Below are 18,661 nucleotides of genomic sequence, written 5' to 3' on the forward strand. Positions count from 1 at the left end.
TGCAGATCAAACCGGGGGAGGCCCAGAAGCCGCCAAGCTCACCCCCCTCCCGCCATATGCTGCGCAATCCTGCCCCTCAACCAGCGCTCCGCCGGGTCATTGTCATGCACCCCGCTCCACACCATCGACAACTCCGCCGCATCGATCGCAAACGGCGGATCCTCTGCCCGCAGCGCCGTGCCCTCGGTCAACGCACACGCCGCATAGTCGGGCACCGTGGCAATAATCTGCGTACCGGCCAGCAGCGCCCGCAGCCCACTGAATTGCGGCACCGCCAGCACCACCCGCCGGGCACGGCCGATACGGGCCAGGTCCAGGTCGATATTGCCGCTCAAGTCCCCCGAGAACGACACCATCGCATGGGGCCGTGCGCAATAATCGTCGAGGGTCAGCGGTTCGACGCCGTCATCCCCGCGCAGCACCTTGCAGGGAATGTCCCGCAGTTTCCTGCGCTTGGCATTCGCCGGCAGTTCAGTGGTGTAGCTCACGCCCACCGAGATCTCGCCACTGGCCAGTAATGCGGACATCAGCAGGTAATTGGCGCGGCGTACCACCACGATAATGCCCGGGGCTTCTTCGCGCAGTTGGCTGAGCAACGGCGGGAACAGGCCGAACTCGGCGTCGTCGGACAGGCCGATGCGGAACACCGCACAGCTGGTGGAAGGGTCGAAATCCTTGGCGCGGCTGACTGCGCCTGAAATGGTGTCCATGGCCGGTTGCAGCTCCTTGAGTATCGCCACGGCACGTGGCGTGGGCTCCATGCCCCGGCCGTTGCGCAGCAGCAACGGGTCGTCGAACAAATCTCGCAGCCGGCCCAATGCCGCACTCACCGCCGGTTGGCCCATGAAGAGCTTTTCGGCGACCCGGGTCAGGTTCTTCTCGAACATCAGCGCTTCGAAAATCACCAACAGGTTCATGTCGACGCGGCGCAGGTCATTGCGGTTCATGGCGGTATCCAAACGGTTAGCAGGCTGCCAGCTAAGCAGACAGGACACTGCCTGGATTGCATGCCTGTGCTGTCTTTTCCGCGACCGAACCTGGCGAAATTAACAACGATTAACTCGCCAGCCAGACGGTACGGCGCCAAAAATGAGCCGGTCTACACTGCATCCATTCACCGGGAACGCTCCCATCGACTGCGGATATCCGTCATGGCCCGACCTGCGTATTGTGCTCCTCGCTTATCCGCCACCGGCGGCCTGTGCCCCCGGCGCGAACGAATCGCCAAGCAATTGATCCTCGCCAACCTCGGTGAAAGCCTGGCGATTGCCGACCTGGCCCAGGCCTGCGCCCTGTCGCGCAGCCATTTTTCCCGCGCATTCAAGTGCACCACCGGGCTGTCGCCCCAGGAATGGATACGCCAGCAACGCATCCAGCGGGCCAAGGAACTGATCACCGGCTCCTCCTTGAGCCTCACGCAAATCAGCCTGGAGTGCGGGTTTTGCGACCAGGCGCATTTCTGCCATATGTTCACGCGCAGCGAGGGCGTCAACCCGATGACCTGGCGAAATCACCAACTGCGTCACAAGCCTCGGGAGATCGCTGCCTAGTGGTCTGCATGCACTTGGAATATGCTGGCCGCTTACTTTTTCCAGAGCATGGCCACCCATGAGTGACCCACGCGACCAGGCCGTGCATTTCGGTCCTTACCGTGTCCACCCACGCCAGCGCCTGGTGCTGGAGGCCGGTCGCCCATTGCGCTTGGGACGGCGGGCCGTGGACATCCTGCTGATCCTGCTGGAGCAGGCCGGCACGGTGGTGAGCAAGCAGGAACTGATCGCCCGGGTCTGGCCCAAAAGCGTGGTGGAAGACGGCAACCTGCGGGTGCACATGGCGGCGCTGCGCAAGGCCCTGGGCGATGGCCAGGCAGGGCAGCGCTATATCGTTACGGTGGCCCAGCGCGGCTACAGTTTTGTGGCGCCACTGAGCATCGAGCCGATGAGCCTACCGACCGAAGGCGCCCCCCAACGCCCGAGCCACAACCTGCCGCTGCGACGCACGCGCATGCTTGGCCGCCAGGCCCTGATCGACAGCCTGGTGCAACAGCTGCCCGAGCAACGCTTTATCACCCTGACCGGCGCCGGTGGCATCGGCAAGACCACCGTCGCCTTGCGCGTGGCGGAATTGTTGATCGGCCATTACCGCGACGGTATTCGCCTGCTGGACCTGGCGCCTCTCAGCGCGCCGTCGATGATCCTGCCCAATCTCGCCGCGCTGCTCGACCTCACCCACACCGAGCACGAACCGTTGCCCGTGTTTGCCCGTCGCCTGCAGGAGCACCAGCTGCTGCTGGTGATCGACAACTGCGAACACCTGCTGGACGACATCGCGCTGATCAGCGAGGCCCTGCTGCGCCACGCGCCCCAATTGCACATCCTCGCCACCAGCCGCGAGGCCTTGCGCGCCGAGGGCGAGTCGGTGCAGCGCCTGGAACCCCTGGCCTGCCCGCCCGCCACCGGTAACCGCGCTCAGGCCCTGGGTTATCCAGCCCTGCAACTGCTGATCGAGCGGGCCATGTCCCATCAGGACAGCTTTGAACTGAGCGAAGCCGAACTGCCCCTGGCCATTGATATCTGCCAACGCCTGGACGGCATTCCCCTGGCAATCGAGTTGGTGGCCGCGCAGATCGAGCGCTTCGGCCTGCCCGGCCTGCTGGTGCAGATGGAAGACAACTTTCGCCTGCTCACCCGTGGCCGACGCAGCGCCCTGCCCCGCCATCAAACCTTGCGTGCCACCCTGGACTGGAGCTTCGAATTGCTCACCGGCTGCGAGCAGATCTGTCTGCGTCGCCTCGCGGTGTTCCGCGGTGGTTTCAGCCTGGCCAGTGCGGCGGCGGTAATCGCCGGGCAAAAGGTTGCACCGGCCGAGGTGCTGGGTTCGATCACCCAACTGGTGGCGAAATCCTTGCTCACAGTGGAAGCCGGGGATGACGAGGTGGTCTACCGCCTGCTGGACATCACCCGCACCTATGCCCTGGAAAAACTCAGCGTCGCCAATGAACTCGACGCCACCCGTGAACACCACGCCAAGCGCTGCCTGGTGCTGATGAACCAGGCGCAGGACGATTGGGAACAGACCGCCACCCAAACCTGGATCGACCGCTATGCGCCGCTGCGCGAAGACATTCGTGCCGCCCTCGACTGGGGCCTGGGCGACCAGGGCGTGCACCTGCTGGGCATTCGTCTCACCGTCAGCGCCATGCCGTTGTGGCAGGAGCTGTCGCTGCTGCGCGAACACGGCCTGTATGTGGGCAAGGCCCTGGCGCGGCTGGGGCAATCGAGCACGCCGAGCCCGCACTTGAACATGGCCCTGCAGTTGGCCTTCGGCAGTTTTTCCTATCACATCCAGGGCGGTACGCCGCAGACCATCGAAGCCTTTGCCCATGCACGGCGCCTGGCCGAAGCCGACAGCAACCTGGTCGGCCAACTGCGCGCGGTGTCGGGGCAAATGGCGGTCAGCCTGTGTGGCGGCAACTACCGCGAGGCCCTGGAACAAAGCCTGCATTTCGACCGGTTGGGACCTCAGGCCGAGCCGTTGCTGGCCCTCAGCGCCCAACGCCTGAGGGTGCTGGCGCAGCACTTCGCCGGCAATCAGATACTGGCGCAGCAGAATGCCGAACAGGTGATCCAGCGCATGGCCCAGAGCGGCCATCTCAACCGGTTTACCCACGGCTTTGGCGTGCAGTACGACCAGAGCGTGGCCTCGTTGACCATCCTCGCGCGCATCCTGTGGCTGCGCGGTTTTCCCGAACGTGCGTGGCGCACCGCAAGCCAGGCGCTGGAGTTGGCGTTGCAGATCAACCACGGCACGTCGATTTGCTACACCCTGGCCCTGGCCGGGGTGGTCATCGCCCATTGCAACGGCGACACCCTTGCAGCCCGCGACCGCTTGGACCTCCTCCTGCAACAGGCGCAAAAGCATTCAGTGCAGTTGTTCCACACCTGGGCGCAATGCTACGAAGGCACGGCGCAGATCGCCGATGTGCAGGGATTGGGGCTGGTCGCAGACATCCTGGTGACCTTCAATGCCCGTGCAGTGGATGAGGCCTTGTTCGAACGCGCCCGGAGCGGTGCCGCCGGCTGGTGCAGCCCGGAAATCCTGCGCGTGCGCGCCGAGGCCATGGCCGATCCCCACGGGGCCGAGGCGCTGCTGCTCGAAGCCCTGGGCCTGGCACACCAGCAAGGCGCGTTGGCCTGGGAACTGCGCTGTGCGGACTCCTTGGCGCGGCTGTGGCAACAGCAGGGTCGTGTGCAGGCTGCTCGCGACCTGCTGGGTTCGGTCTACGCGCGATTCAGCGAAGGCTTCGCCACCCAGGACCTAGTCCGCGTACGCCGCCTGCTCGACGAGTTGCAGGACAAACGGCCGGCCTGAGAACGTCCCCAGGTAATGCCCATAACCCTGCTGCAAACGCGCCACCTGCTGCGGGTTGCGCAGGAGTGCCAGGCCATAGCTGCGCACGCTGTTGAGCAGACGATAGCGTGGATAACCCGGACCGGGTTCGAGACTCAGCAGCGAGGTATCAACCAGCCGCCCGAGCAGGTACGACAAATCGGCGTGTTCCAGCTCGGTGCCGGCCACCAGCTTACCCAGGGTGGGCAAGGTCACGGCCATCTTGAACAGGCTCAGTTGCAGGAACAGCCAGCGCTCCGGCAGGCTCAGGCGCTCGTAGGTCCAGTCCAGGGCGGCGGTCAGGGATTGGTGGCGCTCCACCGCTGTGCGGCGGCCCCGGGTCAGTACCTGCAATCCACTGTGCAACTGCGCCTGTAGACCGCGCACGCCCAGCGCATCCACTTGGGCCGCCGCCAGTTCAAGGGCCAGGGGAATACCGTCGAGGCGCCGGCAGATGTCCCGCAATGGCGCCAGGTCCTGTCGGCGCAACACAAAGCCCTGTTGGCCGGCACACGCCCGGGCGACGAACAGTTGCACGGCGGGGAACGCCATCGCCTGTTCAACACTGCCCAGCGCCGACGGCGCCGGCACGGCCAATGGGGGCACGCGCAGCACCCATTCGCCTGGGGCCTGCAACGCTTCGCGACTGCTGACCAGCACGCTGACCTGGGGCGCATTTTCGCGCAGCGCCCGCAAAAGATGTCGACAGGCACCGAGCAGCAGGTCGGCGCCGTCGAGTACCAGCAGCAATTGCCGGGAGACCAACTGGCGGCACAACTGCGTGACACTGCCGCTGGGTTCCAGATGCAGGATCGTGGCCAGGTGGCGCAGCATCATCAGCGGCGCCTCCACCGTGGCCAGGTCGATCCACCACACACCGTCGCGGTAGCGCGGCAACACGCGCTCGGCCAGGGCCAGGGCCAAGGTGCTCTTGCCCACGCCGGCGCAACCGGTCAGGGTCATCAGGCGTTGCCCGGACACCCGCCGCACCAGCACGCCCAGCAGTTCATCGCGACCGATCAGCGGGCTGAGCCGGGGGGCAAGGTTATGCCGGGGCAGCACCGCGGCAGCCGCGACCCGCACGGGGGCGGCGAAGCAGTAACCGCGCTGGGGGTCGTTGATAATCAAGCGTTGCCCGTCAAGGGCACGGCGCAGTGCAGCGATGTGCACCCGCAGGTTGTTCTCTTCCACCACGCTGCACGGCCAGACCCGCTCGATCAGGGTGGCCTTGCTGATAAATTGCCCTGGCGACTCCAGCAGCACCGCCAGAATATCCAAAGCCCGCCCGCCCAACGGCACCGGCCAACCCGCCTTGCTCACCAGCCGCTGCTGCCGATGAAAGGCATAGTCACCGAAGCGCACCGTGCTATCCGCGTCAATCGCCTGAGGCATATTCATGTCTGCAATCGCGCTGAAACGCCCGATCTTGGGCTTCCGCGCATCCTTTTCCATGGGCTCGACCTTATCTTGCCAGCTACCTGTAACAGGGCAATGCTGGCACAGGGAGCGATACGGACAATCGGGTGCGCGAGACGGACATCCTGTCGTTAACTGAACTGCTGGCGATATTGGGTCGGGTTGAGGCCGAGTTTTTCACTGAATAGAAAGCGCATGTGCCGCACGCTGCCGAAGCCTGCGTGGAACGCCACGGTCTTGAGCGGCAGGTCGGTGGTTTCCAGCAGTTGCCGGGCGCGGTCGATGCGCGCGCCCTGCAGGAAGGCCATGGGCGTCATCTGCACGTCCTTGGCGAACAACCGGGCAAAGTGGCGCGGGCTCATGCCGGCCAGCTCGGCCATGGACTCGATGGTGAAGGGCTGGTCCAGATGGGCGAGCACATGGTTCTGCACCCGGGTGATCGCGGTTTCCTGGGGCGCCACGGACGCGGTCATCGGGCTGAACTGGGCCTGGCCGCCCTGGCGCTTCATCACCACCAGCAGCACCTTGGCCACGTCCACCGCCACTTGCTTGCCGTGGTCCTGGGCGACGATCGACAACGCCAGGTCGATACCGGCGGTGACCCCGCCCGAGGTAATCAACCGCCCGTCCTGCAGGTAGATGCGATCCGTCTCGACGATGGCCTTGGGGAAGGCCTTGATCAGGCGCTCGGTGTAGTGCCAGTGGGTGGTCACGCGGCGTTCGTCGAGCAGCCCGGCGTGGCCCAGCACAAAGGCGCCGGTGCAGATCGAGCCGAAGCGCCGCGCCCGTGGCGCCGCCGCCTTGAGCCAGGGCAGCAGCGCCGGATGGCATTCGTTATAGGCACCCGGGCCGCCGGGCACCAGCAGCAGGTCATAAGCCGCCCGGGCCTGGTCCAGCAGCAGGTCAGTCTGGACCAGCACCCCATTGGAGGCGCGCAACGGACCGGGCTCGGTACCCAGGGTGAGGATCTGGTAATGCTCCGCCGCCGGCAGGTAGCGGTTGGCAATGGAAAACACTTCGAGCGGCCCGGCCATGTCAAGCAGGAGGAAGTCCGGGAACAGCGCCATGGCCACGGTTTTCATACGGGAAGCATCCATCGAGGGGAAGAAAGCGAAAGGCATTATGGCATGGCTTTTACTGTCAATCTCAAGGAGACAGTTATTCAAATTTCAGCTTCTTAATGAATTTTCAGGTTGCCAGTAACCTTCTTCTCAACGCAAGCGCCCTGCATCTCGCAGCCCGCGCTCACTTGAGGACAAGACCATGCTGACCCTTCGCAAAGCTTCCGAACGCGGCGCCGCCAATCACGGTTGGTTGAAGTCGTTCCACACCTTCTCGTTCGCCAACTATTGGAACCCCGATGAACAGGGTTTTTCCGACCTGCTGGTGATCAACGACGACCGCGTCGCGGCCGGCAAAGGCTTCGGCCAACACCCGCACCGCGACATGGAGATTTTCTCCTATGTGCTTGAAGGCGCCCTGGAACACAAGGACACCCTGGGCACCGGCTCGGTGATTCGCCCCGGCGATGTGCAACTGATGAGCGCCGGCAGCGGCGTGGCCCACAGCGAGTTCAACCACAGCCAGACCCGTGGCGTGCACTTCCTGCAAATCTGGATCGTGCCCGCCGTGGCCGGTGCCGAGCCGCGCTATCAACAGGAGCACTTCAGCGCGGCGCAGAAACAAGGGCGCCTGCAACTGATCATCTCGCCGGACGGCAGCGACGGCTCCCTGACCGTGCGCCAGGACGCCCGGGTGTACGCCGGGCTGTTCAACGGCGACGAAGTCGCGACCCTCGACCTGCCGCCGGATCGCCACGTGTACATCCATGTGGCTCGGGGCAGCGTGGACATCAACGGCCAGCGCTTGCAGGAAGGCGACGGTGCCCGAGTGCGCGATGAGCGGCAAATCCGCCTGAGCCAGGGCCAGGATGCCGAGGTGCTGGTGTTCGACCTGCGCCCCCAGGAACGGCCACAGATGCCGTGACCGGCTCGGCGATGGCCCTTTGAAACGGGCCATCGCTGGCATCGATAGTCACCATCAGCCCAATGAAGTTCTCTTAAAAAATGCAACGCGTAACATCAAACCCATACCAGGCAACACCCAACTAAAACACTCGGAGCACACCATCATGAAACGCCAAATCTTGCTTAGCCTCGCTTTCTCGGTACTCGCTGCAAACGCATTTGCCCACCCTGTTGTTGCTGAAGGCGGCGCGGATCGCCTGATCGAAAGTCGTGTTGCCGAAGGTGGCTCGGATCGCCTGCTGGAACGTCGTGTTGCCGAAGGTGGTGCCGATCGCCTGATCGAAAGTCGTGTTGCCGAAGGTGGCTCGGATCGCCTGCTGGAACGTCGTGTTGCCGAAGGTGGTGCCGATCGCTTGCAGCAACGCGGTATTGTTGAAGGTGGTGCCGATCGCCTGCAAGGCAACCGCGTCGCCGAAGGTGGCGCTGATCGCTTGCAGGAACGTGGCCTGGCCGAAGGCGGTGCCGATCGTTTGCAGCAACGCGGTATTGTTGAAGGCGGTGCCGATCGCCTGCTGGACAACCACGCTTAATCCCGCACTGTTCGCGGGGCACCCCAAACCGGCCTGATCAGCCGGTTTTTTTTCGTCTTCGATTAATGCAGGTCGCGGTCCACCCACACCACAGCCTTGCCGATTTGTTGCCGCGCTTCGATGCGCTCATGTACCTGATGCAGCGTTTCCAGCGTGTAATGCCCTTCGATAGCCACCGTCAACGTACCTTCGAGCATCGCCGCAAATACCGCGTTGGCACGCCGTTGTACGGTGGCGCCGTCGGCCATATGGTCGGCCAGACGGGGGCGCGTCAAAAACAGCGAGCCCGCCTCCCCCAGTTCCATCGGGTCGAGATCGGTCAACGAACCCGAGACATTGCCATAGTTCACGATCAGTCCCCGCGTGCGGCAGGCGCGGAAGCTGTCACGCAGGGTGCTTTTGCCGAGCGAATCGAAGACCACATCCACGCCCTGCCCGCCCGTGGCCTCCAACACCCGCTCGGCAAATCGGCCGCCGTCATAGACCCAGGCCTGGTGGGCCCCGCGCTCGTGGGCAATGGCACAGCGTTCAGCGGTGCTGCCGGTGGCGAACACCGTGGCGCCTGAGCGCCGGGCCATCTGCACCAACAGCTGGCCGATGCTGCCGCACGCGGCGTGGACCAGGCAGGTGCTGCCGGCCTCCAGCCTGGCGACATCCTCGATCAAGTAGTGGGCGGTACAGCCTTGAAACATCGCCGCAGCCGCCTGATCGAAGGCGATGGCACCGGGAATCTGCGCCACCCTGGCCGCGGGCACCAGGGCGTACTCGGCGAAGGCGCCCCAGGCGATGCACCACGCCACCCGATCGCCGACGGCCAAATGGCTGACGCCTGCGCCGACTTCCACCACCACGCCGGCGCCCTCCATACCCAAGGTGCAGGGCAGGCGCACCGGATAGGTCGACGACTGCGCATATTTGCCTTGCCGGGTATGGATATCCATGAAGTTGATCCCGGCGCACGCCACCTTGACCAGCACATGCCCGGCCAACACCTGGGGTTTGGGGACGTCATGGCGCAATTGGGCGACTTCAGGGCCGCCGTAGGTTTGTAAGGTAATGGCTTTCATCGGGGACAACTCCGTGTGCACTGGGAAGCGGCCATGGTAAAAGGACGCTCTCAGTAGGAAAATTCCCCAAAGCTTCCCAACCTCCGTGCGGAAATAACCCGATGTTCGATTGGCAGGACCTGTATTACTTCACGGTACTGGCACGTAGCCAGTCGTTGTCGGCGGCCGCCCGCGAGTTGCAGGTGGAGCACGCCACCGTCGGGCGCCGCGTCGATGCGCTGGAAAAAGCCCTCGGCGTCAAACTGGTGGACCGCCTGCCGCGCAGCCGCCCACTGACCGCTCAAGGCCTGGCGCTGGCGGAGTTGGCGGCGGGCATGGACGAAATGGCGACGCAGGTGATGCGCCTGTCGCGGGTCGCGTCGATCGAAATGGCCGGCACGGTGCGGGTCAGTTGCCCGCCGTCTATCGCCCACTATTGCATTGCGCCCCATATAGCGCGGCTGCGCGCCCAATACCCGCAGTTGAACCTGGTGCTGATGCCGTCGACCCAACTGGCCGCGCTGGACAAAGGTGAAGCGGATATTGCCCTGCGCACGGTGCGTCCCGATGAGGAAGCCCTGGTACGCAGGAAAGTCGGCGTGGTGCGCTTCGGGCTGTATGGCCCGCCGACGTTCCAGCAATTGCCGGCTGCGCAGTGGACGTTCATCGCCTACGACAGCAGCCGTGACCACCTGCCCCAGCAAGCCTGGATGCACCAACTGCGCGGCGGCCGTGAGATCGCGTTTGCCGCAAGCGACCTGGCCACCCAGCAAATGGCGGCCAGGGCCCAGGTCGGCGCGGTGGTGTTGCCGACCCTGGTGGGCGATCACGACCCGCTGCTGGTCAGGCTGCCCACTGCGGTCGAAGGCCCTTTACGTGATATCTGGCTCACGGTGTACCCCGACATGCGCCGCTCGCCGTCCGTGAAGGTGGTCATGGAGTTTCTGGTGGCGTGTATCGAGGGTGAGGTGCAGTTGCGCCGTTGAGGCCATCCGAGGGGCCGGCCGCCAACCTTCGGGGCGCTCTGCAGGCGTTTTTCCGGCCTGAGAAGGTCAACGCTTAAACCTGCACCCGTCAAAAAATCGTTGGAACTAAAATACTTATCGAGCATTAAGAGTTTGCACTAGCATATGTGTAAGTCGGTACAACCTCCCATGAAATATCCCCCTCTTACCCCCTGCGCTCGTAAAAACCAAGTGGTGAATGTTAAAATTTGTCACGTTTTAGCGGAATCAATTCGATTAGTATCTAAACGCTAGCAGCGATTGAACTGACGGCCTTGCATGCCGGAAAAGGGAGTAGGTGATGCATTTTTCCAACGTCCTCGCTATTGCACGGACTCAATCGAAATCAGAGGACTTTCGGGCGCTTTTAGTTCGCACTGTAGCGAATAATTTAAAAGTCGATACACGTTGCTACGGGCAACTAATTGACACCCAGGAAAGCCACGTACATTACCGTGCCATCATTATAGAAATTGATACACCCTCCGCCAGCAATCTGAGCCTGGACATAATAAAAAAAGCGCGAACTGAAAACCCCGACTGCACGATATTCGTCGTGATCACCTTTGCATCGACCCTGAGCAAAACAAAATACTACCTGGCTGGCGCCGATTACTGCATCAAGGCGATCGAAACTTCACCCGAAAAAAAGTTGAATCTGTTTGATGCCTTTCTCAGTGAAAGCGCTCGACTCAATCAGTGCGACCTGATTCTCGACCAGGACCGCATGTGCCTATATGGCGACGGGAAAAAGTTGGAAATATCCTTCGTCGAAATGAAAGTATTGGAAGCGCTTATTCAGAATCGACTGCTCAGTCATAATGAGATCGCCCGTGTCATGGGACTTAATACCAAGTACTACGACTCCCGCGCACTGGAAAAATCCATCAGCCGTTTGCGCAGTAAAATCAAGGCGCACTACGGTGAAAACATCATCCAAAATATTCGCGGTTATGGTTATAAACTCAGCCGGGGTCTTATTTGCGCCAGCCATTTCCACCCCACTAAGGAGGGGCCGAGCCGTGAATAGTGAAAAAACGTCCCCTGTACATACCCCGCACTTCAAGATCATCAGGCAAGCCATCGTTGATCGCGGTCATGCCTGGTGGGGCAGCGAAATCAGCGTAGCGGATGGCGTTGATCCCGAACAACTTGAAAGTGCCTGCACTGAGGCCTTGCGCCATATCCACCCACCGCGCAAAACGCTTAAGGCGGTCAGCCCGGCGACGAGTCATACGCTTCTGCGCATGGGTCAATCGGCCCTGATGAACGAGGACATCCTCAAGGCGATCATTCAGGCCGCGCGGGCATTGGAAGACCACAAACACCCCTTCACCCTCAGTCTCGACAACCCACTGGACGCCCTGCCCGGTCCGGTAGAACGCCGGGCGATGGTGCGTCAGTTGTATAAGTTGAAAGACCATAGCGGTATCACGTTGGCCTACAACAACTACAGACTCGATACAAAGCCGGCAGACCTGCTGGTCGACCTCGAGCTCTACGACTATATAAAAATGCCCTTTCCGGATTCTGCCCTCAGGCTCAGCCTCAACACGCGTTCGGACCTGTTCGACCGGCTTTACGATCACATGCTGGAACTGATCAGTGCCTGCAGGGTCTGCTTCATCGCCGATCAGGTCGAGTTTGCCGACAGCGCCATGCTGGCTAAAAACTTGCCGTTCGAATACTTTCAGGGCGGCTATTACTCCCCCGCTGACTGCCTTTAACAACTGCATCTTCCTGATATGGGTGGACCCTATGAGTTCTTTCAAGAAACACGCCTTCGCTCCAACACTTGCGTCTATCGCACTGCAGGACTTCACGCCCAACGCAGAGTTCTTCTATTACGATGTAAACGCCCCGGCAACCACAGACCCCGCCGATACAAATCCGGCGTTTTCCCAACCACAGATCACCCCGCATTTTAATACCTACATTATTACCCACACCCTCAACTTGCCCTCACAATCGTTTAACCCCAAGCGGCAAGAATCCAGAATGCCAACCGCCAAGGCCCCTGACAGCGCGCCGAATAACCATACGCGTACTCAAGAGATCAGCGCCGAACGAACGCCACTGTATCCACAGGATTTCTGGCTGCTCACCCAACATGATCGAGCACTGGTCAAGGGCGGCCTGCGCATTTCATTGACCACTATTGAATCGGCGCTGATTAAAAAGATGCTGCACCATGAAGAACGCGTGGTCAGCAAAGAAGAGTTGATTCGTAATATAGGTCGTGAACCCGATTTATACCGCGGATTGGAAATGTGCCTGAGTCGTTTGCAGGAAAAGTTCAAGCGGGTCAACGACGGTGAACGCCTGTTTCGTGCGGTAAGAAACCGTGGTTATTGCCTGACGCAAAAAATCAAAAAGCCGCTCGAGCTTAGTCAGCCACGCCGTTAACAAAAATAAAAACAACACCGCCCTTTTTAATTCACCCTGCCTATTAAAAACTCTTCTACCTGCCCTTTTATAACATCCACTTCGCCAGACCCTCCTGACCTTGTTATAAGTCGTCAGCCACTGCCCCCTGCCGTTCATTACTATCAATGGGCACGCGCCTGCGCGTGCCTGTCATTTATAAAAGTTAACCGTTAACCCTTAACGCCTGCCACCACGTGCGCGGTCATCACCGGGAGCAGAACTATGCTTAATAACACTAGAATGCATCGCAACCTGACCCCCAGGGGTTTGACGTTCTGGGGGCAATGGACACTCGCATCGAGCTTAGTTGTTGCACTGTTATTTACGCTGGTTATCTTGAAGACTGGCCAACTGGAGTATTACTACCGCGTCCTGGCCGCCTTTACGATATTGGCCTCTCTCCCGGCGTATACCTTGTGCGATGTCTACAGCAAGAAAGATGATTATGCCGTGGGCCTTGGGCGCTTGTTCATGGGCTGGCTGTTAACCATGGGTATATTGTTTGCCGTGGGCGTAGCCTGTAATGCCAGCGCACTGTTCCCTGTGGAAACCTTATTACTCTGGGCGGCGGTCAGTTACCCGTTATTGGCACTGTGTTACATACCGCTGCACAGCCTGTCCCGGTATTACCACCGCCAACTTCACGAACGCCAAAAATCATTGATCGTGGGCACTGGCAAGCTCGCGGTGGACCTGGCCAGGACCCTCTCACGGCAAAAACGCTCGCCCCTGGTGGGTCTGGTCGGCAGCCGTGCCGAGGCGACCGAGGATGCGCAAGCGCAGATCCTCGGCGAGCTGCCGCAACTGCCCCAATTGATCCGGCAACACGGCATCCGCCGGCTCTACATCACCCATTCATTGCAGGACGCCACCCACATTGAGGCGTTGTACCTCAACCTGCTGGAGATCAGCGTGGATGTGATCTGGGTGCCCGACCTCAATAACATGCTGCTGCTCAACCATTGCGTGGCCGAAGTGGATGGGCTGCCGGCGATCTACCTCAACGAAAGCCCGCTGACCAGCCGCCCCACCGCTGCACTGAGCAAGTCGCTGCTGGACAAGAGCCTGGCTGCTCTGGCGATCATCGTGCTGAGCCCGCTGCTGTTGCTGGTCGCCCTGCTGATCAAGCTCACCTCCCCCGGCCCGGTGATCTTCAAGCAGGACCGCCACGGCTGGAATGGCGAGGTGATCAAGGTGTGGAAATTCCGCTCCATGCGTGTGCATGACGACCATGAGGTACGCCAGGCCAGTCGCAACGATTCACGCATTACGCCGGTGGGCCGGTTTATCCGGCGTACCTCCATCGATGAATTGCCGCAGCTGTTCAACGTGCTGCAAGGGCACATGGCCCTGGTCGGCCCACGCCCCCATGCGATTGCACACAACGACTACTACTCGGGGAAAATCCGCGCCTACATGGCCCGCCATCGGATCAAACCCGGCATCACCGGCCTGGCGCAGGTCAATGGCTGCCGGGGCGAGACCGAGACCCTGGAGAAGATGCAACAGCGCGTCGATATCGACCTGCGCTACATCAATACCTGGTCGCTGTGGCTGGACATCAAGATCCTGTTGAAGACGCCGTTTACGCTGCTGTCCAAGGACATCTACTGACCCCCTGCGTAGCAAGGCTGCGTCAGCGGTGTGCCTGGCAGACCGTAAACGCAGCCTCGCCGCGGCTCGACAGCTGCTACGAGTGCCAATCCCCATCACCACCTCACCCCCGTAGCAGCTGCCGAGCGCAAGCGAGGCTGCGTCAGCGGTGTGCCTGGCAGGCCGTAAACGCAGCCTCGCCGGGGCTCGACAGCTGCTGCGAGTGCCAATCCCCATCACCACCTCACCTGCGTAGCAGCTGCCGAGCGCAAGCGAGGCTGCGTCAGCGGTGTGCCTGGCAGGCCGTAAACGCAGCCTCGCCGGGGCTCGACAGCTGCTACGAGTGCCAATCCCCATCATCACCTCACCTGCGTAGCAGCTGCCGAGCGCAAGCGAGGCTGCGTCAGCGGTGTGCCTGGCAGGCCGTAAACGCAGCCTCGCCGGGGCTCGACAGCTGCTACGAGTGCCAATCCCCATCACCACCTCCCCCCCGTAGCGCAAGCGAGGCTGCGTCAGCGGTGTGCCTGGCAGACCGTAAACGCAGCCTCGCCGGGGCTCGACAGCTGCTACGAGTGCCAATCCCCATCATCACCTCACCTGCGTAGCAGCTGCCGAGCGCAAGCGAGGCTGCGTCAGCGGTGTGCCTGGCAGGCCGTAAACGCAGCCTCGCCGCGGCTCGGCAGCTGCTACGGATTTGAGCGGTGCTGGATGAGACAGTATCTGTGTGGGTGCATTTATTCGGTGATCTTGTCGATGTTCTTGTAGAACAGCTCACTGTCGCGCCCATCGGTCATCGAATGCAGTGAGTAGGCGCGGTTCAAGCGTGCGCCGCCATCGCGGGTCAGTGGCGCCCATACCAGGTTGGCGCGCCGCATCGTCGACAGGCTCATCAACTCATCGAACGGAATGGACAGGTACAGGCCTTTGTCGAAGCTGCCTTCGCCGTACTCTGCGCTGGATGCAGTGGTGCGGGTGATCCACGCGCCAATCCGCACGCCATTGTTGAATTCCCGCGACAGGTCCAGGGTCGCGCCCCAGTCCCTGGCCAGGTAGCGGCCGACACTCAAGGCGCCCTGAATGTTGAACGGCAGATCGGTGTAGCCGGTGATATGTCCGGTGAGGGTGCGGTAATCGCGCAAGCTGAAATCCTGCTCGAAACCACGCTGACGCACGTAGTTCAGGTCGGCCCCCAATGCCCAGCGTTGGCCCATCGGGCGGTACAGCACTTCACTGCCGACACCGGCGTACATCGACTCCAGCAAACCACCGTAGACCATACCGTAGAGGTCCTGGTCCAACTGCTGCGCATGGTTGAGCTGGAAGGTCGGCAGGGTCACATCGGAGGTGGTCATGTACCGGCGCAGGTCGGTCCGCACCCGGGGCAAGCCACTGGGCGCATCGTAGGTAAATCCGTCGTAGTTGTTCAGCAGGTTGACGCTGAGCAGGCCGCTCCACCACGTATTGCGGGTGAAACGATACTCGCCGTCGAGGTCGGCGGACACCTGGTAGAGCAAGCCATCCGGCCCGCCGACGTTCTGCTTGTAGCCCAGCCCCACCCCATAGGTGAAGGGTTTGGGCGGCTGGGTGTACAGCACTGTCTGGCTGCGGTTGCTGGCACGATTGACCTCGACCTGGCGATGCAGGTTCTGCAGGTCCTCGCGGTGGTTGACCACCTCGCGAAAGGTCTCGCGCGGCACGCTGGTTTCTTCGATCGGCAGCGCATAACGCTCGCTCACCAGGGTGAACCAATCGATCTGGTCATTCACGCTGCCATCCAGAATCCGACTGGCGCGGCCCACCGCCTTGGCGCTGTAGAAATAGCGCTGCTGTTCGCCGTACACCAACAACTCCGGCCCGCGCTGGGTAATACGCTGCACGTTGTAGCCGGCATTGTCATGCAGGCGCTGGGATACGGCGGCCCAATCCACCTGGTCCATCGGCGTGGTCGGGGCCTTGGCAGGCAACTTGGGGGCGGGTGGGTCGTAGGTTTTTACCGGGGCCTTGCGGCTGACGAAATTGGTGTGCAGGGTGATGCCGAACATGGCGGTGTTGCCACGTTCCCAGGCGGCACTCACATCGATGGAGTCGGCCAGCTTGTAGACCAGGCCCAGGTTGATGGGCGAGTCCTGGCGCTGGTTGTTGTCGCGGGGTTCGTTCTGATAGTCGTTGCCCTCGTATTCCAGCTTGAGGCTCAGCGGTGCCCAGGGTGTCTGATAGGCAATCCCGCCGAACAACGCGGGCCGGCCGCGAAAGTAGCCGTTGGAAAAACTGCCGGAGCCTTCGGCGGTGGGCCGCTGGTTGAAACGATCATCCAAGGCGCCCAACGGGTTGCCGAAATCACCGCGACTGCCCAGGTACCCCCAGGCGATGCCGGCACTGAAATCCACGTCACCGTAGCGCTTGTTGGCCACCAGGTACTCGCTGGAAAACAACCCGGTGCCACCCAGGTCCATGAACCCCAGCGCCACCTCGGGCAGCCAGTGGCTTTCCTGATACAGGCGCACTTTGGCGTCGACGGCCTTGTCCTTATAGCTCTGGCCGCCGCTGAAGGACTCGGCGCCATAGGGGCGGTTGGTGATCGCGGTGTAGCGAAAGGTGCCCTCCAGCCAGTCCAGGGGTTGCGCCGAAAAACTGTAGCGGCTGTAGGGTTCGGTGCGGTTGGCATTCACGCTGAGTTCGCCGGCGGGCGCCATGCGGGCGGTGGGGGTTTGCAGCAGCCCGACGCCGCCGAAATCGCTTTGGGTGTAACGGGGATCGCCATGGGCGACGCCACAGGGCACCAGCAGCACCGCTGCAATACATAATTTCAAGGCGTGACCTCGGCCAGGGGTTGGGTGGCAAGAAACTCGGCCAGTTGCTGATTGAGTTCGGGGGTGAGCGGGTCCAGGTCGTCGCTGCGGATCGGCACCAGCAACGTGCTGCCCGGTGCGGGAGGCGTACCCTCCTCGCGATTCCATGCCGCGATACCCAGGCGCGTGACATGGCCGTCGGGCTGGATCAGCCACAGGTAATCGCGGTCCGCTTCCGCCAGGGCCGGACAGGCGTGGAGGTAATCGAGGGGCCGCTGCAGAGGCTGGAATGCCAACGTGCAGGCCGCGGCGACGGCACCCACGACACGCACGCTGTGCGGCCTCGGCGGATAAACCAGGCGGTCGCCCTCACTGACCAGCGGGTTCGGCGCAAAGCCGACTTCCACCGCCACCGGATCCAGCATCGCCTGTTGGCGGCCGGTCACCGGCAAGGCCTGCACCTGTTGATAGAGCCGAGCCGCCGCATGCGCGCGACCTTCGCGACCGGCCGCCAACGCCGCACGCTGCAGGGTTTGCAGGTCAAACAGCACACCGGCCTTGAGCCGTGCCTGCTGTGCCAGCAAGGGTTGGCGCAGCCAGGCCGCACCGAGCCAATAGCCCTGGGCATCCGGTTGCGACGCGGTGATCACATCCAGCAAGCGCGCCTCGGGCGCCAAGGAGATCGGCCCCGGATTGCGCACCTCGCCACTGACGGTCATCGCCGCCAGGGACACACTGGCGCCACTGCACAACAGCACCAGCGCGGCCAATTTTCGCAGCATCATGGGGCATCCTTGCGAGTCGGTTGCAGTTGGGTAATGGTGAGCGTCAGGTCGGGCGTCAGGTGCTGCTCGCTCTGCACGATAAAACCGTCGCCGGGGTCGACCCAGTAACGGTTACGCGCGTGAAAGCCGGCGGCCTCGATGTCTTCATCCACCCGCAGCAAGGCATAGGATTTGTCGAGAATCTCGACGCTCTCCAGCCCATGGCGCGTCATGTGGCTGTTGACCGTAATGCCCAGGCGATAGCCGTCCACCACGTCGATCTGGCGCGTGCTGCGATAGCCGTCCGGGACACGATGCAACCCTTGCTGGAACGGTGACCGGCCCTGCCAGCGCGTGCCATCCAGGTCAGTGCCCAGGCCCACCGTGCGCACCACCAGACCATCGCGCAGCAGCAGCACCTGTTTGCCGGACGCCACCCAGAACTGCAGGTCGTCACGCTGGCGAATCAACGCCATCACCCCAGCGCCGGACACCGTGGTGACCTTGATCTGGGGGAACGGCACCGCATCCACCTGGGCCTGGCTCAACACCAGCGGCGGCGGCCCGCCCACGGCAGCCCTGAAGGTATCCAGCGAGGCCTGCATCAGCGGATTGCAGCCAGCCAACAGCCACGCCAACCCTGCGTACGTACCGATTTTCAGATTGTTCACGCAGG

Annotated in this window: 16 protein-coding genes; 9 read left to right on the forward strand and 7 right to left on the reverse strand. The window is 62.2% G+C overall.

The features are described 5' to 3' along the window. Positions 1-38: 38 nt before the first annotated feature. Positions 39-947 carry a LysR family transcriptional regulator gene (locus V3W40_RS05815; RefSeq protein ID WP_027608660.1) on the reverse strand — a complete coding sequence of 303 codons (909 nt, stop codon included), beginning with the start codon at positions 945-947 and terminating at the stop codon, positions 39-41. A gap of 204 nt (positions 948-1,151) precedes the next feature. On the opposite strand from V3W40_RS05815, the gene V3W40_RS05820 reads away from it, so the two are divergent. Together V3W40_RS05820 and V3W40_RS05825 are read left to right on the forward strand one after the other, a co-directional pair. After that, positions 1,152-1,550: a helix-turn-helix domain-containing protein gene (locus V3W40_RS05820; RefSeq protein ID WP_027608661.1), complete on the forward strand. Its 399-nt coding sequence runs from the start codon at positions 1,152-1,154 to the stop codon at positions 1,548-1,550. 58 nt (positions 1,551-1,608) lie between these two features. After that, the gene (locus tag V3W40_RS05825) at positions 1,609-4,371 is read left to right on the forward strand and encodes an ATP-binding protein (protein ID WP_330214616.1); all 2,763 of its coding nucleotides are present in this window, start codon (positions 1,609-1,611) and stop codon (positions 4,369-4,371) included. Here the strand turns inward: V3W40_RS05825 and V3W40_RS05830 are convergent. Next, on the reverse strand, positions 4,318-5,841 hold the full coding sequence (locus tag V3W40_RS05830; protein WP_330214617.1) for a winged helix-turn-helix domain-containing protein: 1,524 nt from the start codon (positions 5,839-5,841) through the stop codon (positions 4,318-4,320). The two genes, V3W40_RS05825 and V3W40_RS05830, sit on opposite strands and share 54 nt — an antisense overlap. Positions 5,842-5,936: 95 nt before the next feature. Continuing rightward, entirely contained in the window at positions 5,937-6,887 is a 951-nt protein-coding gene (locus V3W40_RS05835) for a GlxA family transcriptional regulator (protein WP_065948178.1), read from the reverse strand. Positions 6,888-7,068: 181 nt separating this feature from the next. Here V3W40_RS05835 and V3W40_RS05840 point away from each other — a divergent pair, with 181 nt between their 5' ends. Then, on the forward strand, positions 7,069-7,791 hold the full coding sequence (locus V3W40_RS05840) for a pirin family protein (RefSeq protein ID WP_323147513.1): 723 nt from the start codon (positions 7,069-7,071) through the stop codon (positions 7,789-7,791). A 145-nt stretch (positions 7,792-7,936) separates the two neighbouring features. Then, positions 7,937-8,362, forward strand: coding sequence for a phage infection protein (locus V3W40_RS05845; protein ID WP_330214618.1), 426 nt, complete (start codon positions 7,937-7,939; stop codon positions 8,360-8,362). A 62-nt stretch (positions 8,363-8,424) separates the two neighbouring features. Here V3W40_RS05845 and V3W40_RS05850 read toward each other — a convergent pair whose 3' ends face one another. Continuing rightward, on the reverse strand, positions 8,425-9,429 hold the full coding sequence (locus tag V3W40_RS05850) for a quinone oxidoreductase family protein (RefSeq protein WP_330214619.1): 1,005 nt from the start codon (positions 9,427-9,429) through the stop codon (positions 8,425-8,427). A 101-nt stretch (positions 9,430-9,530) separates the two neighbouring features. Here V3W40_RS05850 and V3W40_RS05855 point away from each other — a divergent pair, with 101 nt between their 5' ends. From V3W40_RS05855 to V3W40_RS05875, 5 genes are all read left to right on the forward strand, one after another. Continuing rightward, positions 9,531-10,394 carry a LysR family transcriptional regulator gene (locus V3W40_RS05855; RefSeq protein ID WP_330214620.1) on the forward strand — a complete coding sequence of 288 codons (864 nt, stop codon included), beginning with the start codon at positions 9,531-9,533 and terminating at the stop codon, positions 10,392-10,394. 319 nt (positions 10,395-10,713) lie between these two features. Further along, positions 10,714-11,442 (forward strand): winged helix-turn-helix domain-containing protein, encoded by a 729-nt coding sequence (locus V3W40_RS05860; RefSeq protein ID WP_065948176.1) that lies wholly within the window; start codon positions 10,714-10,716, stop codon positions 11,440-11,442. Beyond that, on the forward strand, positions 11,435-12,139 hold the full coding sequence (locus V3W40_RS05865; RefSeq protein ID WP_330214621.1) for a hypothetical protein: 705 nt from the start codon (positions 11,435-11,437) through the stop codon (positions 12,137-12,139). Before V3W40_RS05860 ends, V3W40_RS05865 begins: the two co-directional genes overlap by 8 nt. 31 nt (positions 12,140-12,170) lie before the next feature. Next, entirely contained in the window at positions 12,171-12,818 is a 648-nt protein-coding gene (locus V3W40_RS05870) for a winged helix-turn-helix domain-containing protein (RefSeq protein WP_065925171.1), read from the forward strand. 243 nt (positions 12,819-13,061) lie between these two features. After that, on the forward strand, positions 13,062-14,453 hold the full coding sequence (locus V3W40_RS05875) for an undecaprenyl-phosphate glucose phosphotransferase (RefSeq protein ID WP_027608671.1): 1,392 nt from the start codon (positions 13,062-13,064) through the stop codon (positions 14,451-14,453). A 713-nt stretch (positions 14,454-15,166) separates the two neighbouring features. On the opposite strand, the gene V3W40_RS05880 is transcribed toward V3W40_RS05875, so the two are convergent. The 3 genes from V3W40_RS05880 to V3W40_RS05890 are packed head-to-tail and all read right to left on the reverse strand — an operon-like array spanning position 15,167 to position 18,656. After that, a complete protein-coding gene (locus V3W40_RS05880; protein WP_330214622.1) occupies positions 15,167-17,242 on the reverse strand; it encodes a YjbH domain-containing protein in 2,076 nt (691 codons plus the stop codon). Next, on the reverse strand, positions 17,239-18,006 hold the full coding sequence (locus V3W40_RS05885; RefSeq protein WP_092485401.1) for a capsule biosynthesis GfcC family protein: 768 nt from the start codon (positions 18,004-18,006) through the stop codon (positions 17,239-17,241). The genes V3W40_RS05880 and V3W40_RS05885 overlap by 4 nt, the downstream gene beginning before the upstream one ends. Further along, complete coding sequence (locus V3W40_RS05890) at positions 18,003-18,656, reverse strand: YjbF family lipoprotein (RefSeq protein ID WP_442962822.1); 654 nt, start codon at positions 18,654-18,656, stop codon at positions 18,003-18,005. Before V3W40_RS05890 ends, V3W40_RS05885 begins: the two co-directional genes overlap by 4 nt. Between the last annotated feature and the right edge of the window lie 5 nt (positions 18,657-18,661).

Source organism: Pseudomonas sp. AM8, from assembly GCF_036346475.1.
In the GTDB taxonomy this organism is placed as follows: Bacteria; Pseudomonadota; Gammaproteobacteria; order Pseudomonadales; family Pseudomonadaceae; genus Aquipseudomonas; species Aquipseudomonas marginalis.

Bases quoted from the DNA above. Each gene is read 5' to 3' on its own strand.
- V3W40_RS05860 (WP_065948176.1), top strand. From the start codon at position 10,714: ATGCATTTTTCCAACGTCCTCGCTATTGCACGGACTCAATCGAAATCA.
- V3W40_RS05815 (WP_027608660.1), bottom strand. From the start codon at position 947: ATGAACCGCAATGACCTGCGCCGCGTCGACATGAACCTGTTGGTGATT.
- V3W40_RS05870 (WP_065925171.1), top strand. From the start codon at position 12,171: ATGAGTTCTTTCAAGAAACACGCCTTCGCTCCAACACTTGCGTCTATC.
- V3W40_RS05855 (WP_330214620.1), top strand. From the start codon at position 9,531: ATGTTCGATTGGCAGGACCTGTATTACTTCACGGTACTGGCACGTAGC.
- V3W40_RS05840 (WP_323147513.1), top strand. From the start codon at position 7,069: ATGCTGACCCTTCGCAAAGCTTCCGAACGCGGCGCCGCCAATCACGGT.
- V3W40_RS05830 (WP_330214617.1), bottom strand. From the start codon at position 5,841: ATGGAAAAGGATGCGCGGAAGCCCAAGATCGGGCGTTTCAGCGCGATT.
- V3W40_RS05850 (WP_330214619.1), bottom strand. From the start codon at position 9,429: ATGAAAGCCATTACCTTACAAACCTACGGCGGCCCTGAAGTCGCCCAA.
- V3W40_RS05875 (WP_027608671.1), top strand. From the start codon at position 13,062: ATGCTTAATAACACTAGAATGCATCGCAACCTGACCCCCAGGGGTTTG.
- V3W40_RS05820 (WP_027608661.1), top strand. From the start codon at position 1,152: ATGGCCCGACCTGCGTATTGTGCTCCTCGCTTATCCGCCACCGGCGGC.
- V3W40_RS05845 (WP_330214618.1), top strand. From the start codon at position 7,937: ATGAAACGCCAAATCTTGCTTAGCCTCGCTTTCTCGGTACTCGCTGCA.
- V3W40_RS05885 (WP_092485401.1), bottom strand. From the start codon at position 18,006: ATGATGCTGCGAAAATTGGCCGCGCTGGTGCTGTTGTGCAGTGGCGCC.
- V3W40_RS05835 (WP_065948178.1), bottom strand. From the start codon at position 6,887: ATGAAAACCGTGGCCATGGCGCTGTTCCCGGACTTCCTCCTGCTTGAC.
- V3W40_RS05825 (WP_330214616.1), top strand. From the start codon at position 1,609: ATGAGTGACCCACGCGACCAGGCCGTGCATTTCGGTCCTTACCGTGTC.